Raw genomic sequence first — 17,570 nt, 5'->3', positions numbered from 1 at the left:
CTGGCCTTCAAAACCGGGCCAAGCGCTTTGAGATTGGTCGCGAAAACTATTCCCTATGTAGGGCGTAAATCAAGTTCACCTATCGCCCAAAACGAAAAAAGCCGCTCGTGAAAAAGCACGAGCGGCTTCCTGAATGACATCGAATTATGTTAGCCGCGCAACTCCTTGCGCAGGATCTTGCCGACATTCGATTTCGGCAGTTCGGTGCGGAATTCAATGAAGCGCGGACGCTTGTAGTTGGTAAGGTTTTCCGCGCAATGAGCCTTGACATCGGCCTCCGTCAAAGCCGGATCCTTCTTGACGATGAAGAGCTTCACCGCTTCACCGGAATGCGGGTCGGGTACGCCGATTGCCGCGGCCTCAAGAACGCCCGGATGCATGACGGCGACTTCCTCGATCTCGTTCGGATAGACATTGAAGCCCGAGACCAGGATCATATCCTTCTTGCGATCGACGATCTTAGTATAACCGCGCTCGTCCATGAAGCCCATGTCGCCGCTGCGGAAGAAGCCGTCCGGCGTCATCACGCGCGCGGTCTCTGCCGGCTGCTTCCAGTAGCCTGCCATGACCTGCGGCCCGCGAATGCAGATTTCGCCGACTTCGCCGAGCGGCAGGGAATTGCCGTTCTCGTCGCGAATATCGAAATCCGTACCCGTAATCGGCAGGCCGATCGTGCCGGTAAATTCCGGGCTGTCGAAACGATTGGCGCTGGCAACCGGCGACGTCTCGGAAAGGCCGTAGCCCTCCGTGATCCAGGCGCCCGTCATCTTCTGCCACCGTTCGGCGACTGGCCGCTGAACCGCCATGCCGCCAGCAAGCGTTGCGGTATTGGACAGGTCGAGTTTGCTAAACTCCGGATTGTTCATCAGCGCGTTGAATAGCGTGTTCAGGCCGGGGAACATGTCGAACTTGTATTTACCGAGCTCCTTGATGAAGGCCGGTATGTCGCGTGGATTGGCGATCAGCACATTATGGCCGCCGAGCGACATGCCCATCAGCGAATTCACCGTCAGTGCAAAGATATGATAGAGCGGCAAGGCGCAGACAAAGGTCAGCTGCTCCGGGCGCGGCTTGTTGATATAGGCGGATTGGAGCCAGAGCAGCAATTGCAGCTGGTTGGCGAGCAGATTGGCATGGGTAAGGATCGCGCCCTTGGCGACGCCGGTCGTACCGCCGGTATATTGCAGAAATGCGATGTCGCTGCCGGTCAGTTCCGATAGCTTCAAGGGCAGACGCGAGCCCTCGGCGATCACGCTCTTGAAACTGCGATGGCCGGGAATGGACCAGGCTGGAACCAGCTTCTTCACTTTGCGGACGATGAAGTTGACAATGTGGCCCTTGGCGCCGAGCATGTCGCCGAGCGCGGTGACGACGACATGGCGTACATCCGTATGGGCCAGAACCTGCTCGACCGTATGGGCGAAGTTTTCCAGAACGAAGATCGCCTTGGCGCCGCAATCGCGCAGCTGATGTTCGAGCTCGCGTGGCGTGTAGAGCGGGTTGACGTTGACGACGACGAGCCCGGCGCGAAGAATGCCATAAACTGCGATCGGATTTTGCAGCACGTTCGGCATCATGACGGCAACGCGATCACCCTTCTGCAGGCCAAGGCTCTGCAGCCAGGCGGCAATCTTGCGCGTCTGCAGATCGAGATCGCGATAAGTGATGGATTTGCCCATGCTGGTGAAGGCGGGTCTGTCGGCATAACGCGCGCAGCTTTCCTCCAGCAGTTCGGCGAGCGATGCATGTTCCAGCGGCGGCAGCTCCGCCGGTACGATATCCGGATAGGAGGCGAGCCATATTTTCTTGACCTGCGGTCTATCCGAAGGAGCGGAGACTGAATTCATGCGCATTTCCTCCTCTACGCACCATCACCACGCCCCGCCGTCATATGCGGCGGCTATGCAGAGTGTCATTGGACGATCAAAAAGTCTCCCGCTTTTCACATCGCCGCAGTCTTTGCTCTCAACTAAATCATTGGAGCGAAACCGACGCTACAATAACCTTGACGTAAACGTCAATAATCGTCTTGCGCTCACGTTTTTTTACAATCTTGAAAAAAGTACTGGAACTTTTATGACAACGGAGCGTTAATAGCGCCATGGGTTTAAACCCATCGGAGCATCGTGCTGCCCCAAAGAGCAGATCGGACGCTCCATAGTTTATGTGACGCGTATCCAAAAGGAGGTGCGCATATGCATAAAGAGAGTGCCGATTTTTCGGGTCGTGACCTTTACATCAAGGACATGTCGATGCTGGTCGCCTGCGATCGCGTCGAAGGGTCGAGAGTGTACGGCTCAGACGGCAAACAGATTGGTCATATCGAGCGGCTGATGCTGGAAAAAAGTGATGGACGCATCGCTTTCGTCATTCTGAGCTTCGGCGGTTTCTTCGGCATCGGCCAGGAGCACTACCGGCTGCCGTGGGAGAAGTTGCGCTACGATGCCCACATTGATGGCTATCGCGTCAGCATGACCAAGAACGACATCGAAAAGGCGTGCCGCTTCGCTGCCAAGGACGACCACGACCATAAGAATCATGGCCACAAGAGCCACGATTATTTTGGCGTGCCGCCCTATTGGATGTGAGCGCGCTGGCGGAACTGCCGGATGCCCCGCCGATGCGGGGCTCGCTCCCTGTTTGGGCTAGTTGAACCGCCCAAGCCTTTGCACCACCTCGATCTTGTAACCATCGGGGTCGGTGACGAAGAACAGCAATGCAAAAAGCTTCCCATCACGATTGAGTTCGATGATCTTGCCGGGGTTGAGCCCGAGTTTGGTCATACGCGCATGCTCGTCCTTCAGTTCCGAAACTGAAACCGCGAGATGGCCGTAGGCATCCCCTTGCGCATAAGGCTCGATGCGGCCCTGATTGATGGTCAATTCCAGCTCGAAGCCGGTCTCGGCATTGCTGAGATAGACCAGGGTAAAGGTCTCGAAGGCAATACGGTCGGCAACCTTCAGGCCGAAAGCCTTGTCGTAGAATTCGATCGAGCGCGCCTCGTCCAGCACGCGGATCATCGAGTGAATCATCTTGGCCATCGGTGCCTCCATAAATCGTCGGAACATATCATTGCAGCCAATGCCATCGGCAGCCAGTGAAGGCAAGCATGGGGAAATTCGCCATATCTTCAGCCGAGCATAGATCCGGGGTTCCCGGATTGCGATCGGTCTGCTTAACTCCCCGGCGCTCACGTATAGGGCTCAAGGGGGAGAAACCATGTACTACGCCATTCTGGCCTATCACGAGGAAAGTATCGTCGAATCCTGGAGCAAGGAGGAGGATACCGCGCTCATGAAGGAGCTTTTGGAGATCAATGACCGCATGGTCGCGCAGAAATCGCTGGGGCCGGCTGCGCGTCTCGGATCGACCCAAAACGCCGTCACTTTGCGGGGGCCAGGTGCGGGAATGGTGATCGATGGACCGTTTGCAGAAACCAAGGAGCAACTGCTGGGCTTCTACGTCGTCGATTTTCCGACGATTGAGGGCGCGGTGGAGGCCGCGCGCGAGTTGCGCCGCGCCAATCCGACAGCCATCTACGAAATCAGGCCGGTCCTGCTTTATCTGCCGGGCGCATCCTTGCCGTCAGGCGAGGGCAAGGATGGGGAGCTGTGATCGGCGTCGACCTCAATGAGGTTGAAGGCCGATCTTGCTGGTGACCGACCGCTCGATCATCTCCATGCCGTCATAGATCAGCACCGCCATGAGGCCGACGATCAGGCCGCCCTGCAAGATGAAGGCGGTGTTGTCGTTGATGAGCCCGGCGATGATGACTTCACCCAGCCCCTTGGCGGCGACGGTGGAGCCGATCGTCGCCGTGCCAATATTGATCACGGTCGCGATTTTCAGCCCTTCGATGATGAGCGGCAGGGCGAGCGGCAGCTCGACGCGGAAGAGCCGCTGCCAGCCGCTCATGCCCATGCCGTCGGCGGCCTCGAGCACCGAGGCGGGTACCTGCTGCAAGCCTGCGACCGTGTTCTCGAAGATCGGCAGCAGCGCGTAGAGAAACAGCGCGATGAATGTCGGGACGGCGCCGAAGCCGGTGGTTGAGATCGCAAGCGCCAGCACGGCAACCGGCGGGAAGGTCTGGCCGGCATTGGCGATCGCTCGCGACAGCGGCAGGAAGTCGGCGCCGATCGGCCGCGTGACGAAGATGCCGCCAAGCACGGCCAGGATCCCGCTTGCGGCGATCGAGACAAGGATCAGCTCGAGATGGCTGAGCGCCAGGCTCGGCAGGCTGTTCTGCGTATAGATCGGAGACGCCCCGAATTTGGTCAGCGGTGCCAGAACAGGTATCAGCCATTCCGGACGGAAGAGCATCACCAGCAGCAGCGCCAGAGCCAGGAGGCGAAAGAGATTGGCGGCGAGAAATCTCATGCTTTGCGGCCCAGCTCGATCAGGTGCTGGATCGAGATCGAGCCGACGGGCACTTTGCGCTCGTCCTCGACCGTCGCCTCGTCCTTGCCCTGCCAGATCAGTTCGGCCAAAGCGTCGCGAAGATTGAGGGTTTGCGGCAGGCTGTAGCCTAGGCCCGGCCGCGGCGGCTGCATGCTTTCCTTCAGCGGCAGCAGGGACATCAGCTTCAAGGCACGATCGGATGTGCCGGTCAGCTGCTGCACGAAGGGATCGGCCGGCTCGGTCAGGATCTTCTCGGGCTCGGAACATTGCAGCAGCTTGCCGCCGCTCATGACGGCGATCTGGTCGCCGAGATGAAAGGCCTCGTCCATATCGTGGGTGACGAGGACGATGGTCGTGCCGAACTGCTTCTGGATGGCGAGCAGGTCGTCCTGCGCCTTGCCGCGGATGACCGGGTCGAGTGCGCCGAAGGGCTCGTCCATCAGCAGCAATTCCGGTTCCGCTGCAAGCGCGCGTGCGACGCCGACGCGCTGTTGCTGGCCACCGGAAAGCTGGCTTGGATATTTGCCGGCAAAGGTGCCGGGGTCGAGATGGAAAAGATTGAGGAGCTCTTCGACACGGCCGTCGATGCGCGTCTTTTCCCAGCCGAGCAGCTCGGGGACGGTAGCAATATTCTGCGCAACGGTGCGATGCGGAAAGAGCCCGTGCCCCTGAATGGCATAGCCGATACGGCGGCGAAGCTCGGTCGCCGGCACATTCATGATGTCCTCGCCGGCAACGGAGATGTGGCCCCCCGATATCGGCACCAGCCGGTTGATCATGCGCATCAGCGTCGATTTGCCGGAGCCGGAGGTGCCGACGATGACGGTGATTGTGCCCTTCTCCATGCTCATGCTGACATTGTCGACGACCGTTGCGTTGCCATACCGCTTGGTGACGCCCTTGAGCTCGATCATGCTGGTCATACGCGTTGTCCCCGGATGCTGTCGATGACCGCATCGAGGATGACGGCCGATGAGAAGGCGAGAAAGACCGTCGGCACGGCGCCGAGCAGCACGAGGTCATTGGCCGTCTGGCCGATGCCCTGGAAGATGAAAAGACCGAAGCCGCCGCCGCCGATCAGCGCCGCCACGGTGACGAGGCCGATTGCCTGTACCAGCACGATGCGGATGCCCGTGAGGATGACGGGGAAGGCGAGCGGCAGGTCGATGCCGGTGAGGATCTGCCGGCGCGTCAGGCCCATGCCGGCGGCGGAATCTCGCACGGAAGGGTCGACGCCGGCAAGGCCGACGACCGTATTGGCGACGATCGGCAGCAGGGAATAGATGACGAGCGCTACCAGCGCCGGTGCCACGCCAATGCCTTTGACGCCGATCTCGGCGGCGAAAGGCACGGTCGCGGCGATATAGCCGAGCGGCAGCATGAGAATGCCGAATAGGGCAAGGCTGGGGATGGTCTGCACCAGGCTCAGCGCCCGCAGCACCACGGCGCGGATGCCAGGTTGCCAATAGCAGAAGATGCCGAGCGGCAGCGCCAGCACGATGGCGATGGCGACCGAGCCCAGAGACAGGAACACATGGTTGAGCGCCTCATGCCAGAATTTGTCGGCATTGTTGGCGTATTCCTTCATGATCGAGAGATTGTTGAGCAGGCCGGAGCGCAGAACGACGGCAAGCAGGGCGGCATAAACAGCCAGCGCCGCGACCCGCAACCAGGGTGTCAGCCGCAGCTTGACCAGCGCATCCGAAATCATCAATCCCACGACTGCGAGCAGCACCCAGAAGCAGCCGCCGGGCGTAATACGTGCCACGGTGCTGCCCGCAGGCGTCGCGGCCGTCGAGACCAGTCCGAGGGTCACGATCAGCATGGCGATCGCGAGTGTTGCGATCCCGAGGCGAATGACCTGGTTGCGCAGGAAAAGCGCGGCGAGCGCGGCTGCGGCCAGAAGGACGAGCAGGCATAGCGCGGACGGCTGGGCAATGAGCTGCGTCAGCAGTTGCGGCTTGCCGGCGGCGATACGGTTTGCCTTGACGATGATGAACGGCATCCAGGCCGTTGCCAGCACGCCGCCGGCCACCAATACCACTCCGAGACGGTCCACTCTGCGGACCGCTAGCGCATCTTCCATCAGGCAAGCTCCGTCAGCGCATGAGCCCAGAATTCGAGGCGGGTTCGGACAAGATCATGCTCATTCGAATGTCCGCGGCTCCACCTTATCAAAATGGAGCCGCCGGAAAGGATGATTTTAGGTCTGCTAGACCTAAAATCTGAATCCGCTCCGGAACCAGAGGAGTAGAGCATGATGTCGTCCGAAAACCGTTGACACTTTTCGGCATCATGCTCGAGAGCAGCGTCAATGCCTTACTTCAGGAAGCCATTGTCCTTGAGGTAGGATTCGGCAACAGCCTTGGCCGGCTCGCCATCGACCTGGATGCGGCCGTTGAGCTTGCGCAGCACGTCGGCGGTCAGACCCTTGAAGATCGGAGCCAGAACCTCTTCGATCTTCGGATTGGCCTTCAGCACGGCCTCGCGGATGATCGGCGTTGGCGCATAGACCGGCTGCACGCTCTTGTCGTCCTCGAGCACGGTCAGTTCCGCCGCTTCGATGGCGCCGTCGGTGCCGTAGACCATGGCCGTGTTGACGCCGTTGGTTTGGTCGGCCGCAGCCTTGATCGTCGCCGCAGTATCGCCTCCCGAAAGCACCACTTCCTGATCCGGCTTCAGCTTGAAGCTATAGGTGGTCTCGAAGGCCGGCAGAGCCGCCGGCGAGTTGACGAATTCGGAAGAGGCCGCGATCTTCACAGAGCCGCCGCCGGCAACCCACTTGCCGAAGTCCGACATGGTTTTCAGCTTGGCCGGGCCGGCGACGTCACTGCGCACAGCGATCGCCCAGGTGTTGTTGGCGGGCGAGGGCGTCAGCCAGACGATCTTGTTGGCGTCATAGTCCAGCGTCTTCGCCAGATCGTAGCCCTGCTGCGGGTTTTTCCAGGCCGCATCGTCGGCCTTGTTGAAGAAGAAGCCGGCATTGCCGGTATATTCGGCATAGATGTCGATTTCGCCCGCGGTAATCGCCTTGCGCACGACCGGCGTCGTGCCGAGCGCGATGCGGTCCTGCGCCTTGATGCCGTTGGCATTGAGCGCCGCGAGGATAATGTTGCCGAGCAGCGTGCCTTCGGTGTCGATCTTCGAGGAGACGACGACGTCGGCGGCGCTCGCGCCACTGGCAAGGAGAGCCGTCAGCGTGGCGGCAAGTGCAAGCTTCTTGAACATGATGTTTCCCTTTGTACCCCGTTAAATCGTTCTTCTGCTTGCCCGAGCCGCCTTGAAAGGCCGCAGTCCGGACAGGCAGGCTTGGAGCGGGCGTCAGCCCACAGGCGAATTCGTGGCTGCTTCAGGCAGGTAGCGCTCATCGCGGAAAAGTCGATGTGCTTCGGATACCCGTTGCAGTCGCGCGATTATGACGAGCGTACTCGACATTCGCGCGAAATTGGATTTCTTTTTTCGGGGGCAAGTGCGTTTGTTTTTGTTCCCCTTACCCGTTTGGCGCTGTTCCGATCTCATTTTTGCGGCTGGATCGGTAAGGCGGCAAGGAAACGATAGCCGTCGCTTTTCGGCTTAGGGATATCTTTTTTCGAGAACACGGCATATCGTCGGGATATTGTTGATATTGCTGCGGTCGAGCCAGGATGCGCGCTGCGGCTGAGGAGATCTGATTTGTATCTCGGCGCATTGTTCATAGCCGATATGGTGTTCTCCATCGGCTCGGTGAGGGAGACCGCGCGGCGGCTGTCTTTTTCCGCTTCGACCGTCTCAAGCGCGTTGCGTCGGCTCGAGACCGAGCTGGCCATGAAGCTTGTCGAGCGCGCCTCCGGCGAGCTTGCAACCCTTCTGGCGAGTTCGAAGGTTCAAAAGGGCCTGCAACCTATTCTCGCGAGCATGCGTCAGCTTTCCGCCCTGGTGAAGGAGCCGCCGGCGCCCGGGGACTATGACCAATGGGCCGCGCGCCTGCCGCTGAAGATCGCCACCATAGAACGCTTTCTGGAGGTTGCCGATCAGGGCAGCATCAATCGTGCGGCCCGCCGCCTGCGTCTTGGCCAGCCGCAGCTCTCCTTGCAGATCGCCAATCTGGAGGAATTGTTCGGCTGCCGCCTGTTCGCGCGGCAGGCGCAAGGCTCCATGCTGACGGAGGCCGGACAGCAGGTTCACGCCATTCTCTCCGCCATTGCGCAGGCCTGGGACGAGATGAAAGCGGCGGCGGACGAGCGCTTTCAGCGCACTGCACGCGCGGTCCGCATCGGCTCGATCATTCCAACCGGTTCGGAAAGCTGGGTCGCCCGCTCGCTTGCAAGCCTGGTGTCGCGCTGGAACATCGGCGGCAACCGCAACATGCTGTCGCTAATGCTGATGACGGCCGATGATCTGCGCGAGGCGCTTCGATCAGGCCGTATCGATGTCGCCATCGTCGATTCCGTCTTCGGCCTCGATGCCTTCGAACATGTGGAACTGATCGCCACGGACATGGTGGCGATCGCCCCGCCCGACAGCACGGAGCAGACATTCGCCGCGCTCGTCGAAAATCATCCGCTCTGCGTGCCGAGCCCCCGGACCGGTATCGGCAATGCCGCGACGGCCTTCGGCTATGACAGTCGCGACCGCCGCCGGTTTCGCGGCCGCGACATTACCTCGGCCGACTCGCTGCCCGTCATCGTCGACCTCGTTGCCAATCACGGCTACGTCTCGTTTCTCGGCCGGGTCAGCGCGCTTCCGATCGCCGACAAGGTCCGCATCGTCGATCCGGATGAGATATTGCCGCTGTCCTATCATCTCGCCCATAACGGCCGCAAAGCCTCGGTGGAAGCCTGCCGGTTGATCCAGCAGGCGGTTGGTGAACTGGTTGGAGAGATGGGAACGGCACGAAAGCGGCTGTCGTCCCGCGGGTAGCGGAACAAACGTGGCATATTCGCGTTTAGGTGGGTTAGGTTAGTCCGGGCGTACGCAGCCGGGGGGCTCGTTCGGCACCCAAGGAGAGACCATAGATGAAAATTCTTGCAACTGCGCTCGTCGCATTGGGCATTATTGTTCTACCCGCTACCTATGCCGAGGCGCGTGATCATCACCACCACCGCTGGCATCAACATCACCATCGCGACTATCGCCCTCATCATCATGGCTGGCATCGCCATGAGGGATGGCGGCATGGACATCGCCATCATCGCTGGCACAGCAAGCCGCATTTCTCGCATGCCTGATGGCTGTAGGCGGGTATGAAAACGGCGCCCTGGGGCGCCGTTTTTGCGACTGTCCCATCCCTTGCGTCCTCCTCATTCCGTCTTGACGATGCCGGTTGAAACCATCGGCCGGCAAGCGCGTGATCGTGCTTCGGCGGACCTATGGCGATGTCGCGAAAACGCCTGCTCTCCAGGGGATAACGGAACTTTCGAAGGCGCTGTTGCGTTTACTATATCGTCCGGAGGACGCGAGTAATACGAGTAGCGTTTACGTCCGGCATTGAAGGAGGCTGGAAATGAAAATTCTGGCAACAGCGCTGGTTGCGCTAGGTATGGTCGTGTTGCCGGCAACCTATGCCGAGGCGCGTCCCCATCACCATGGGCACCACCATCGGGTGTTCGTCCATCGGCATTATCACCACCACTACTATTACCGCCATCACTACTATCGCCCCTATTACGGCTATTACGCGCCGTATTATGGCTATGACCGACCCTATTACGGTTATTACCAGCCCTACTATCCTTTAGGGGTATTCGGTGTTTTCGGCGGCTATGGCGGCTATCGCCACCACCACGGTTGGTATGGCGGGCGCGGATACCATCACGGCTGGTATGCCGGCGGCCATCGCGGATGGCACGGCGGGGGTGGCCACTGGCGCTATTACAGCCAGCCGCACTTCTCGCACAATTGACGGCCTGGCCGCTGGCAAAACGGCGCCTCCGGGCGCCGTTTCATGATGACATCAGAAGCTGTCCGGCAGCGACAGGTTCACGCCGGGTTCAGGACGTGAACGGCGCGATCGGCCATCAGATGCTTCACCTTCTCGCCGTAGGCAGCCATATGCGCGGAAGCGGCATGCGCCTTCAGCGCTGCCAGGCTTTCCCATTTCTCGACCACGACGAAGGTGTCAGGCCCAAAGGCCGGATCGGCCCCTTCGACATCCACGACGGCGGTATATTCGATACAACCGTCTTCGGCGTGGACGGCCGGAACATTCGCTTGGAACGCTTCGAGCACTTCGGCGCGCTTGCCGGGATGGGCGGTGAGGATGGCGAGTACGTGAATCATGGAGATGTCCTTGAAGCGATATTCAATAAGGATGGAAAATAACGGACGCCACCGGATGTGCGGCCGGTTTCAACCATTACCACGGAACAGGTTCGTCCGAACGCCGAACTTCAATTTTTATCGCGCATGGGATTCTTGCCGGATTGCGGCGTTCACATCCGATTAATGTATTTCGGATCGAGCGATCCGCTCAGCAAATGGCCGACCGCGAGGAGATTGCCCTGCAGGCGACCCCGCCGGTCGATATAGGGCGGTGGGTTGACGGAGCCGACAACATTCGAGGCGATATTGCCGCCCATCAGCTTCAGCGCCCATTTCAGCGAGACCGAGCGCTTCTTGACGAGATAGAGCGGATTGGCGACCTGGGAGTACCCAAGGCGCAAGCCCGATGTGCGGCCAGTCTTGACGCCAAGATGGACGCCACGCAGGCGATTGAACTTGACGATCTTGCCGAAAGGACGCAGCCGCCGGCACAGATCCACATCCTCCTGCCAGGCATAGAGCGGCAGATCCTCGTCGAAATAGATGCCGTTTGCGAGCATCTGCTTCCGGCGGAAAATCATATTGCAGCCATAGGCGTTGTGCGTGTCCTCGATCGTTGGCGCCGGAAAGGGAGTGGCATCGGCTGCGAGCGCCGCGTCCGCCTCGTCCGCCGTCAGGCCCGGTCCAAGGATACCGTCGAGGACGACTTCGCCGGTCGCCACGACGATCTCCTCATCCGCCTCGAACAGGGCTTCCGTTTCGGCGAGATAGTTGGTTGCCGGGAAGAAATCGTCATCGAAGAAGACGACCACATCCATGCCGACGGCCGCATCGATGATGGCATTGCGCTGCGGGCAGCTTCCCTGCGGTGAGGAGACGATCGTCACCGGAAAAGGCGCAGAACGTAAGCGTTCCGTGTCGATGTCGTCACTCTTGACCGGGCACAGGAAGAGATGATCCGGCTTGCGCGCCTGTCCGGCAAGCCTGTCGATCATCGCCCCCAGAATCGCCTTGCGACCGCATGTCGCCACGCCAACGGCAATTTTCATGATGCATCCCCAGAATATGATCCCAAGGCGCACGGAACCACCAAAAGCTGAATCTTTGGTTGTGCTAATCGCATGCATTCAACGGATTGCGCGCGAAAGCTGTTTCGTTGCCGGCGGCCGACCCATTTACAGCCGTCGATGGAGCGTTTCGAAAGAGGGGGCCGTCTCGCGGGCCGGCATTTGCGATCGGCTCGAATGCCTGACGCAAGCCATGAATGCCAAGACTTACAGCACCCACGGTCCAGAAGCAGGTCGTCCATGCGATCTGCCCTTCAGCCAATATCGAAGGTATCCGCTGCCAAATGCAAACGCGCGACTCGAGATTTCAGTACAAGAGCGGCATGCCGCATACGCAGCTCGGCCTGCATCACATGGAAAATGCCCGACTGCTGCCCGATCGCGGCGAGCTGCTGCACCGCCTGCCGCATGGCGGCGTCTGCGCCGAGATCGGCGCGGCTTTCGGCGATTTCACCGCCGAGATTTTTGAAAAGAACGCGCCGCGAGAGCTTTACCTGATCGACGCGTGGGATACGCCCCGCTATCAGGAGGGCCTGGAGCAGATCAGGTCAAAATTCCGGGGCGCCTTGGATCAAGGCCGCCTGCGCATCGTCCAGGGCTACTCCACCGTGCGGCTTTCGGAATTTCCCAACAGCTTTTTCGATTGGGTCTATGTCGACACCAATCACAGCTACGAGACGACTCTGGAGGAGCTGCAGATCAGCCACTTCAAGGTCAAGCAGGACGGCCGCATTGCCGGCCACGACTTCTGCACCGGCAATGTCGTCGATGCCATTCCATATGGCGTGGTCGAAGCCTGCACCAAGTTCTGTAAGGATTTCCATTGGCAGTTCGAATACATGACCTTGGAATCCCATGGGCATTTTTCGTTCTCGCTGAAGCGGCTTTGAAGCATGTCGCGTAAAAATGCGCAGCGGTTTTGCGACAATGACATGCACAAAATCAAAGATCTGAAGCGCGAAAAGCGAATCTGAAAGATCGCGCCGCGCTTTGGGTGTCATGGCCTATGGCCGGCAGGCACCCCGTCGCCGATGCGGGCTCAATAAGGCCGCTGCCGTTCGGCGCCTGACGTGAGATGATTGCAGCGGCCGGCCTATTGGCGAGGAGCTTCCCGCCTGCATTTGAACACCGGCCGATCATGGACCGATGCAGGCTCAATCCTCGAAAATAAAGATGTCGCCTTCCTGCAAAGCCGCGATGAAGGCCTCCCTGGCTTTCTCCGCGTCAAGCTTACCCTCATGCGCGTCCAGCAGCGCTTTTCTGGCGGTCCTGTAGGCTTGCCCGTCCTCGAGCGTCGGCCACTCCTTCGCCATGTATTCCATGGCGCGTTCCGCATTCGATATCACCAGCCGGTCGCCCGTTTTGCGGGTCTCGACGATTACGGGTTTGCTCCACCATTGGGCCATGAGGTTTCTCCTTCCGCGGTCAACGTGCCGTTGGCTGGAATGTTCCGCAGCCCCGTCGGCCGGATCCGCGCCGTCACGACAGCAAGGGAACTCCCGCTTCGGCCGCTGCGGCAATGAAGGCGACGCGCGCTTCCTCAGGCGCTCGCCAGCCGCGCTGGACGTCGATGCAGATGAGCAATGCCGACAGAAAGCAGTCGCCTTCCTCCGAAGGCCAGTCATCGAGAAGCGTCTTCCAGACTTCCTCGGCGGTGCCTACGGACTTCGCTTCACCGGAACCGTTGCGAATGACGCGGATGGGAGAGAAGTGCGGCACGATGTTCATGATAGCAGACTCCGTCAAGGCAGAGGCTGTTTTGGCCCTTTTGCCACTGGGCGCGCATTTAACTTTCTTAATCCGCCGGCCGCTTTGAGGCATATGTGATCAATCTTCGCCCGCACGCCTGCGATATCAGCAAAATCGCGCCTGAGTGGGGCGCTGACCAATCACGCCAGGATCGATAATTCTCGCGGCAAATTGGTCGACAGCGCGGGCGAACTTGCTGAGGATTGGCGATGCCTGGAATGGAGCTGAGGATATTCGGGCAGTAGACGGGATAAATGGTGCCGCTTACGTGACTCGAACACGTGACCCCATCATTACGAATGATGTGCTCTACCGACTGAGCTAAAGCGGCATTCTGCGGAGCATTCGGTTCGGCCCCGCGATTTGCATGGCGCTGATACAGTCTATGTGGCGAGATTTCAAGCGCTCAAATTGCCAATTGGCAAAAAAGCGAGATGCTTGTGAAAAAAATGCCACCTTTCGCGTCCGATCAAAGTGCCAGTCGGGCGCGTGCCAGTCGGTATTCTCTCTCAAGCCTGTCGACGAGGGCGGATACGGGCTGGATGGATTTGACGGCGCCGATACCCTGGCCGGACCCCCAGATATCCTTCCAGGCCTTCACGCCGGTCGTGGCGGCCTCGAAATCCATCTTGGAAGGATCGGCCTCTGGCAAATTGTCCGGATCGAGGCCGGCGGCGCGAATGGAGGGCTTCAGATAATTCCCAAGAACGCCGGTGAAATAGTTGGAGTAGACGATATCGGCGGCGGTTCCCTCGACGATCGCCTGCTTGTAGGCGTCCACGGCGCGCGCCTCCTCCGTGGCGATGAAGGGCGAGCCGATATAGGCAAGATCGGCGCCGGCCGCTTGGGCGGCCAGGACGGCGCCGCCGGTGGCGATGGCGCCGGCCAGGAGCAGCGGCCCATCGAACCATTCGCGGATTTCCTGCACCAGCGCGAAGGGCGAAAGCTGGCCGGCATGGCCGCCGGCGCCGGCAGCGACGGCAATCAGCCCGTCCGCACCCTTGCGGATCGCCGAATTGGCATGCCGGTTGTTGATGATGTCATGCAGCACGATGCCGCCATAGGAATGCACGGCGGCGTTCACCTCGGATACGGCGCCGAGCGAGGAAATGACGATCGGCACCTTGTATTTCACGCAAAGCATCAGATCGTGCTCGAGGCGTTTGTTCGACGTATGGACGATCTGATTGACCGCAAATGGAGCTGCCGGACGGTCCGGATTTGCGGCATTGTGTGCGGCAAGATCCTCTGTGATCATGGCAAGCCATTCGTCGAGCTGGCTTTCCGGACGTGCGTTCAGCGCCGGAAAGGAGCCGACAACGCCGGCCTTGCATTGCGCGAGCGTCAAAGCGGGGTGCGAGATAATGAAAAGCGGCGAAGCCACAACCGGCAGGCGCAGACGCTCGGTCAGGATGGAGGGGAGGGCCATGAACATCATCCCTTTTGACGTTTACGAAAACGTCAAAAGGGATAGCAGATGTCTATCGAGAGGGGAAGATGGTGGAAGAGGCAGGGAAAGGCAGTAGGCAATAGGCAATAGGCAACAGGAATAGCGCTTGACCGCCCCGGTCCGATACCTTCGCCCACTGCCCACTGCCTCACCTCCACCCCATTTGCGTCGTCTTTGCCGTTTATCCCCGCCCGAGTGCCCTTAACCCAAGGCGGAGGCTTGCGTATTGCAGAACGGGGCGTTACCGAATCCGGTTAACGGATGATGAAAATATGGCTGCCTTATCGGTAGAGTATGCGCGTATGTTGCGAGTGAGCGTAAAGGATCGGATGTGAGCGGATTAGAAACGGCTATCAGAAGCGCCTTGGATCGGTCTGATCGCGCCAATCCGGAAATTCGCGCTCGCATCTATCAATCGGCGCGTCAGGCTCTGGAAGCCGGCCTTCGCAAGCAGGACATTACCGATATCAACGTCATTGCAGCCCAGCGTCAGCGTCTGGAGGCGACGATCCGCGAGATTGAGGCCGACGAACGCGCCCGCCCCATGCAGGCGATGCCGGTTTCACCGGAGCTGGATGCTCCGCATGTTTCTCCTTCCGTACCCAGGTCCGATGCAAGGCAGGCAGCGGCACGACCGCAGGAGCCTGTCATGAGCGTGCGCGGAGAAACACGTGATCCGCCAACGTCGGCAGGCCCGGCCGTTCCGCCCGAGCCGACCTCGACCGAGCTGGCGGCACGTGAAGACGATTTCGGCGATATGCGCGCCGGCCCGGCCGATCATCTCGGGGCGGACAGTGATGTGCGTCCGACGGCTGATGCGCCGCCGCCGCGGTCGATGAATTTCAAGCCGGAGCGGGCGGCCGTGCGCCGCAAGCCGCGCAAGTTCTTCTCGCGCCTGCTCGTCTTCTGCATTCTGCTGGCCTTCCTCGGCGTCGGTGCCTGGTGGATCAAGACCTCGGGCTTGCTCATGTCTGCATCCCAGAGGGATACGAGTGTGCCCAATCCGCCGGCGCATGTCGATTCGCAGGATTTCAGCGGCAACAGCAACGATGACGATACCTCGGACCAGGACGACAATAGCGGTCCGGTCAATCCGGGCCTTGCGACCATCGATCCGCAGAACAGCTTCTCCGCGGAATGGTTGGAGGTATTGAAGCCCACCGACGCGCCGAAGGTGACGACCGGCTCGCAATCGAAGGCCGAGAATGTATCGGAAAACGAAGGGCCGGCCGTGAGGCTGACCTCGCTTAGCAGCGGTCCGGACGGCAGTGGCTCGGTCGAGGTGCCCGTCAATGTGTTGCAGCAGATGGCCGGCAAGGCTTCGACGGTCGCGCTGACATTGCAGTCCACCTCGGATGCGCCGTCGCAGATCACCGTGGAGTGCGATTTCGGTTCTCTCGGTCGTTGCGGCCGGCACCGTTTCACCGTCAGCCGGCAAAAAACGGATTCGTTGTTCCAGGTCAAGTTCGATCGCGCCATGGCGCCGACGGGTTCGGGACGCCTCATCATCAACAGCGATGTCGATGGCAAGGCCCGCGGCATCAATATCTACGCCATCCGCGTCCTGCCCGGGCAATAACCCCGGGGCGATGCCTCGACCTCGTCAGGCAAGGATATCCGATCCCATGCCGAGAATCTTGTCGTCGACCTTGCCGATGGCTTCCTTGTCCTTGCCGTCATAGTCGAGCGTCAGCAGAATGTGACGGATAAGATTTAGGCGTGCGCGCCGCTTGTCGTTGGCGCGGAGGACAGTCCAGGGTGCGTGGTCCGTATGCGTATCCTTCAGCATGCGGTCGCGCTTCTCGCTATAGTCCTTCCATTTCGGCAGGGCGGCGATATCCATCGAGGAGAGTTTCCAGACGGCGCGCGGATCGTGGCGCCGGTCGTGGAAGCGCTTCAGCTGCATCTCCCGGCCGATATCGAGATAGAATTTGAAGAAGTAGATGTCGTCCTGGACGATGAGCTTTTCCATCCTTGGGGCCTGCTTTAGGAACTGCTCGTATTGCTGCGGCGTGCAGAAGCCCATGACCGGTTCGACGCCAGCGCGGTTGTACCATGAGCGGTCGAAGAGCACGAATTCGCCCGCCGTCGGGAACTGGGCGACATAGCGCTGGAAATACCATTGGCCGGCCTCGCGATCGGTCGGCTTCGTCAGCGCCACCACGCGCGCCAGACGGGGGTTCATATGGGCTGACGTCGCGGCGATCGAGCCTCCTTTGCCGGCGGCGTCACGCCCCTCGAAGAGCGCCATCACTCGCTTGCCGGTCGCCTGCAGCCAGAACTGCACCTTGATGAGTTCGATCTGCAGCGCTTTCAGCTCGTCGAGATATTCGTCTTCCTTCAGCTTCTTCTTGTAGGGATAGCCGCCCGAGGTCAGCGCCTCGTCTTCGATCCAGCTTGGGAGCACGGGGTCATCGACATCGAATATGCGCTTGATGCCATGGATATCCAACTCTACTGCCCGGCTTTCTGTCTTCTCCCCCATATGTCGGCTCCTCGGCTGTTTACACGGCGTTAACCCTACCGCTGGCAGCGGTAAAAAAGCTTGGCCAGGAAACTGGAGCTTTTGTTCAATAGTTTCAAGCCCTTTACGGCTACCCTCCTTTGCCGGCTACATTTATTTTTGTCAGTTACTGGCTTCTGTGGATAGAGCCGAATACTTCTGT

At 60.0% G+C, this 17,570-nt stretch carries 20 protein-coding genes and 1 tRNA gene; 7 read left to right on the top strand and 14 right to left on the bottom strand.

Going from position 1 to position 17,570, the window contains the following annotated elements; genetic code table 11:
* Window positions 1-149: 149 nt before the first annotated feature.
* Window positions 150-1,847, bottom strand: a complete 1,698-nt coding sequence (locus FBZ99_RS12820; RefSeq protein ID WP_113351277.1) for a long-chain fatty acid--CoA ligase — start codon at window positions 1,845-1,847, stop codon at window positions 150-152.
* A gap of 348 nt (window positions 1,848-2,195) precedes the next feature.
* Here FBZ99_RS12820 and FBZ99_RS12815 point away from each other — a divergent pair, with 348 nt between their 5' ends.
* Window positions 2,196-2,588: a PRC-barrel domain-containing protein gene (locus FBZ99_RS12815; protein WP_095433862.1), complete on the top strand. Its 393-nt coding sequence runs from the start codon at window positions 2,196-2,198 to the stop codon at window positions 2,586-2,588.
* A 57-nt stretch (window positions 2,589-2,645) separates the two neighbouring features.
* On the opposite strand, the gene FBZ99_RS12810 is transcribed toward FBZ99_RS12815, so the two are convergent.
* The gene (locus tag FBZ99_RS12810) at window positions 2,646-3,041 is read right to left on the bottom strand and encodes a VOC family protein (RefSeq protein ID WP_145633456.1); all 396 of its coding nucleotides are present in this window, start codon (window positions 3,039-3,041) and stop codon (window positions 2,646-2,648) included.
* Window positions 3,042-3,219: 178 nt separating this feature from the next.
* On the opposite strand from FBZ99_RS12810, the gene FBZ99_RS12805 reads away from it, so the two are divergent.
* Complete coding sequence (locus FBZ99_RS12805) at window positions 3,220-3,615, top strand: YciI family protein (protein WP_145633454.1); 396 nt, start codon at window positions 3,220-3,222, stop codon at window positions 3,613-3,615.
* Between the two features lie 12 nt (window positions 3,616-3,627).
* On the opposite strand, the gene FBZ99_RS12800 is transcribed toward FBZ99_RS12805, so the two are convergent.
* The 5 genes from FBZ99_RS12800 to FBZ99_RS33435 form a co-directional block, all read right to left on the bottom strand.
* Window positions 3,628-4,377, bottom strand: coding sequence for an ABC transporter permease (locus FBZ99_RS12800; protein WP_113332004.1), 750 nt, complete (start codon window positions 4,375-4,377; stop codon window positions 3,628-3,630).
* Window positions 4,374-5,321 (bottom strand): ABC transporter ATP-binding protein, encoded by a 948-nt coding sequence (locus tag FBZ99_RS12795; protein WP_113332005.1) that lies wholly within the window; start codon window positions 5,319-5,321, stop codon window positions 4,374-4,376. Before FBZ99_RS12795 ends, FBZ99_RS12800 begins: the two co-directional genes overlap by 4 nt.
* Window positions 5,318-6,484: an ABC transporter permease gene (locus FBZ99_RS12790; protein ID WP_113332006.1), complete on the bottom strand. Its 1,167-nt coding sequence runs from the start codon at window positions 6,482-6,484 to the stop codon at window positions 5,318-5,320. Before FBZ99_RS12790 ends, FBZ99_RS12795 begins: the two co-directional genes overlap by 4 nt.
* A gap of 233 nt (window positions 6,485-6,717) precedes the next feature.
* The gene (gene osmF / locus FBZ99_RS12785; protein ID WP_145633451.1) at window positions 6,718-7,626 is read right to left on the bottom strand and encodes a glycine betaine ABC transporter substrate-binding protein OsmF; all 909 of its coding nucleotides are present in this window, start codon (window positions 7,624-7,626) and stop codon (window positions 6,718-6,720) included.
* A gap of 287 nt (window positions 7,627-7,913) precedes the next feature.
* Entirely contained in the window at window positions 7,914-8,204 is a 291-nt protein-coding gene (locus tag FBZ99_RS33435; RefSeq protein ID WP_233789963.1) for a hypothetical protein, read from the bottom strand.
* On the opposite strand from FBZ99_RS33435, the gene FBZ99_RS12780 reads away from it, so the two are divergent.
* From FBZ99_RS12780 to FBZ99_RS12770, 3 genes are all read left to right on the top strand, one after another.
* The gene (locus FBZ99_RS12780) at window positions 8,101-9,297 is read left to right on the top strand and encodes a LysR family transcriptional regulator (RefSeq protein ID WP_246661117.1); all 1,197 of its coding nucleotides are present in this window, start codon (window positions 8,101-8,103) and stop codon (window positions 9,295-9,297) included. The genes FBZ99_RS33435 and FBZ99_RS12780 overlap by 104 nt on opposite strands.
* A 95-nt stretch (window positions 9,298-9,392) precedes the next feature.
* Window positions 9,393-9,605 (top strand): hypothetical protein, encoded by a 213-nt coding sequence (locus FBZ99_RS12775; RefSeq protein WP_145633446.1) that lies wholly within the window; start codon window positions 9,393-9,395, stop codon window positions 9,603-9,605.
* A 275-nt stretch (window positions 9,606-9,880) separates the two neighbouring features.
* Window positions 9,881-10,279 carry a hypothetical protein gene (locus tag FBZ99_RS12770; protein ID WP_186450305.1) on the top strand — a complete coding sequence of 133 codons (399 nt, stop codon included), beginning with the start codon at window positions 9,881-9,883 and terminating at the stop codon, window positions 10,277-10,279.
* Between the two features lie 77 nt (window positions 10,280-10,356).
* Here FBZ99_RS12770 and FBZ99_RS12765 read toward each other — a convergent pair whose 3' ends face one another.
* Both FBZ99_RS12765 and FBZ99_RS12760 read right to left on the bottom strand, forming a co-directional pair.
* Entirely contained in the window at window positions 10,357-10,656 is a 300-nt protein-coding gene (locus tag FBZ99_RS12765; RefSeq protein WP_092708861.1) for a putative quinol monooxygenase, read from the bottom strand.
* A 152-nt stretch (window positions 10,657-10,808) separates the two neighbouring features.
* On the bottom strand, window positions 10,809-11,687 hold the full coding sequence (locus FBZ99_RS12760) for a glycosyltransferase family 2 protein (RefSeq protein WP_145633444.1): 879 nt from the start codon (window positions 11,685-11,687) through the stop codon (window positions 10,809-10,811).
* A 302-nt stretch (window positions 11,688-11,989) separates the two neighbouring features.
* Between FBZ99_RS12760 and FBZ99_RS12755 the strand changes: the two genes are divergently transcribed.
* Window positions 11,990-12,595, top strand: coding sequence for a class I SAM-dependent methyltransferase (locus FBZ99_RS12755; RefSeq protein ID WP_069611385.1), 606 nt, complete (start codon window positions 11,990-11,992; stop codon window positions 12,593-12,595).
* A 264-nt stretch (window positions 12,596-12,859) separates the two neighbouring features.
* Here FBZ99_RS12755 and FBZ99_RS12750 read toward each other — a convergent pair whose 3' ends face one another.
* The 4 genes from FBZ99_RS12750 to FBZ99_RS12735 form a co-directional block, all read right to left on the bottom strand.
* Window positions 12,860-13,111: a DUF982 domain-containing protein gene (locus FBZ99_RS12750; RefSeq protein ID WP_069611230.1), complete on the bottom strand. Its 252-nt coding sequence runs from the start codon at window positions 13,109-13,111 to the stop codon at window positions 12,860-12,862.
* A gap of 73 nt (window positions 13,112-13,184) precedes the next feature.
* A complete protein-coding gene (locus FBZ99_RS12745; RefSeq protein WP_113351266.1) occupies window positions 13,185-13,433 on the bottom strand; it encodes a DUF982 domain-containing protein in 249 nt (82 codons plus the stop codon).
* Between the two features lie 276 nt (window positions 13,434-13,709).
* A tRNA-Thr gene (locus FBZ99_RS12740) sits at window positions 13,710-13,785 on the bottom strand.
* Window positions 13,786-13,923: 138 nt separating this feature from the next.
* The gene (locus FBZ99_RS12735) at window positions 13,924-14,883 is read right to left on the bottom strand and encodes an NAD(P)H-dependent flavin oxidoreductase (protein WP_145633441.1); all 960 of its coding nucleotides are present in this window, start codon (window positions 14,881-14,883) and stop codon (window positions 13,924-13,926) included.
* Between the two features lie 352 nt (window positions 14,884-15,235).
* On the opposite strand from FBZ99_RS12735, the gene FBZ99_RS12730 reads away from it, so the two are divergent.
* Window positions 15,236-16,483 carry a hypothetical protein gene (locus tag FBZ99_RS12730; protein ID WP_113332013.1) on the top strand — a complete coding sequence of 416 codons (1,248 nt, stop codon included), beginning with the start codon at window positions 15,236-15,238 and terminating at the stop codon, window positions 16,481-16,483.
* Window positions 16,484-16,507: 24 nt separating this feature from the next.
* On the opposite strand, the gene ppk2 is transcribed toward FBZ99_RS12730, so the two are convergent.
* The gene (gene ppk2, locus FBZ99_RS12725) at window positions 16,508-17,389 is read right to left on the bottom strand and encodes a polyphosphate kinase 2 (protein WP_113332014.1); all 882 of its coding nucleotides are present in this window, start codon (window positions 17,387-17,389) and stop codon (window positions 16,508-16,510) included.
* Window positions 17,390-17,570: the final 181 nt, after the last annotated feature.

It is taken from the genome of Rhizobium sp. ERR 1071 (assembly GCF_007828675.1).
GTDB lineage: Bacteria > Pseudomonadota > Alphaproteobacteria > Rhizobiales > Rhizobiaceae > Rhizobium > Rhizobium dioscoreae.
The sequence above is the reverse complement of the archived record's forward strand: the minus strand, read 5'-3'. Positions and strand labels throughout refer to the sequence as shown.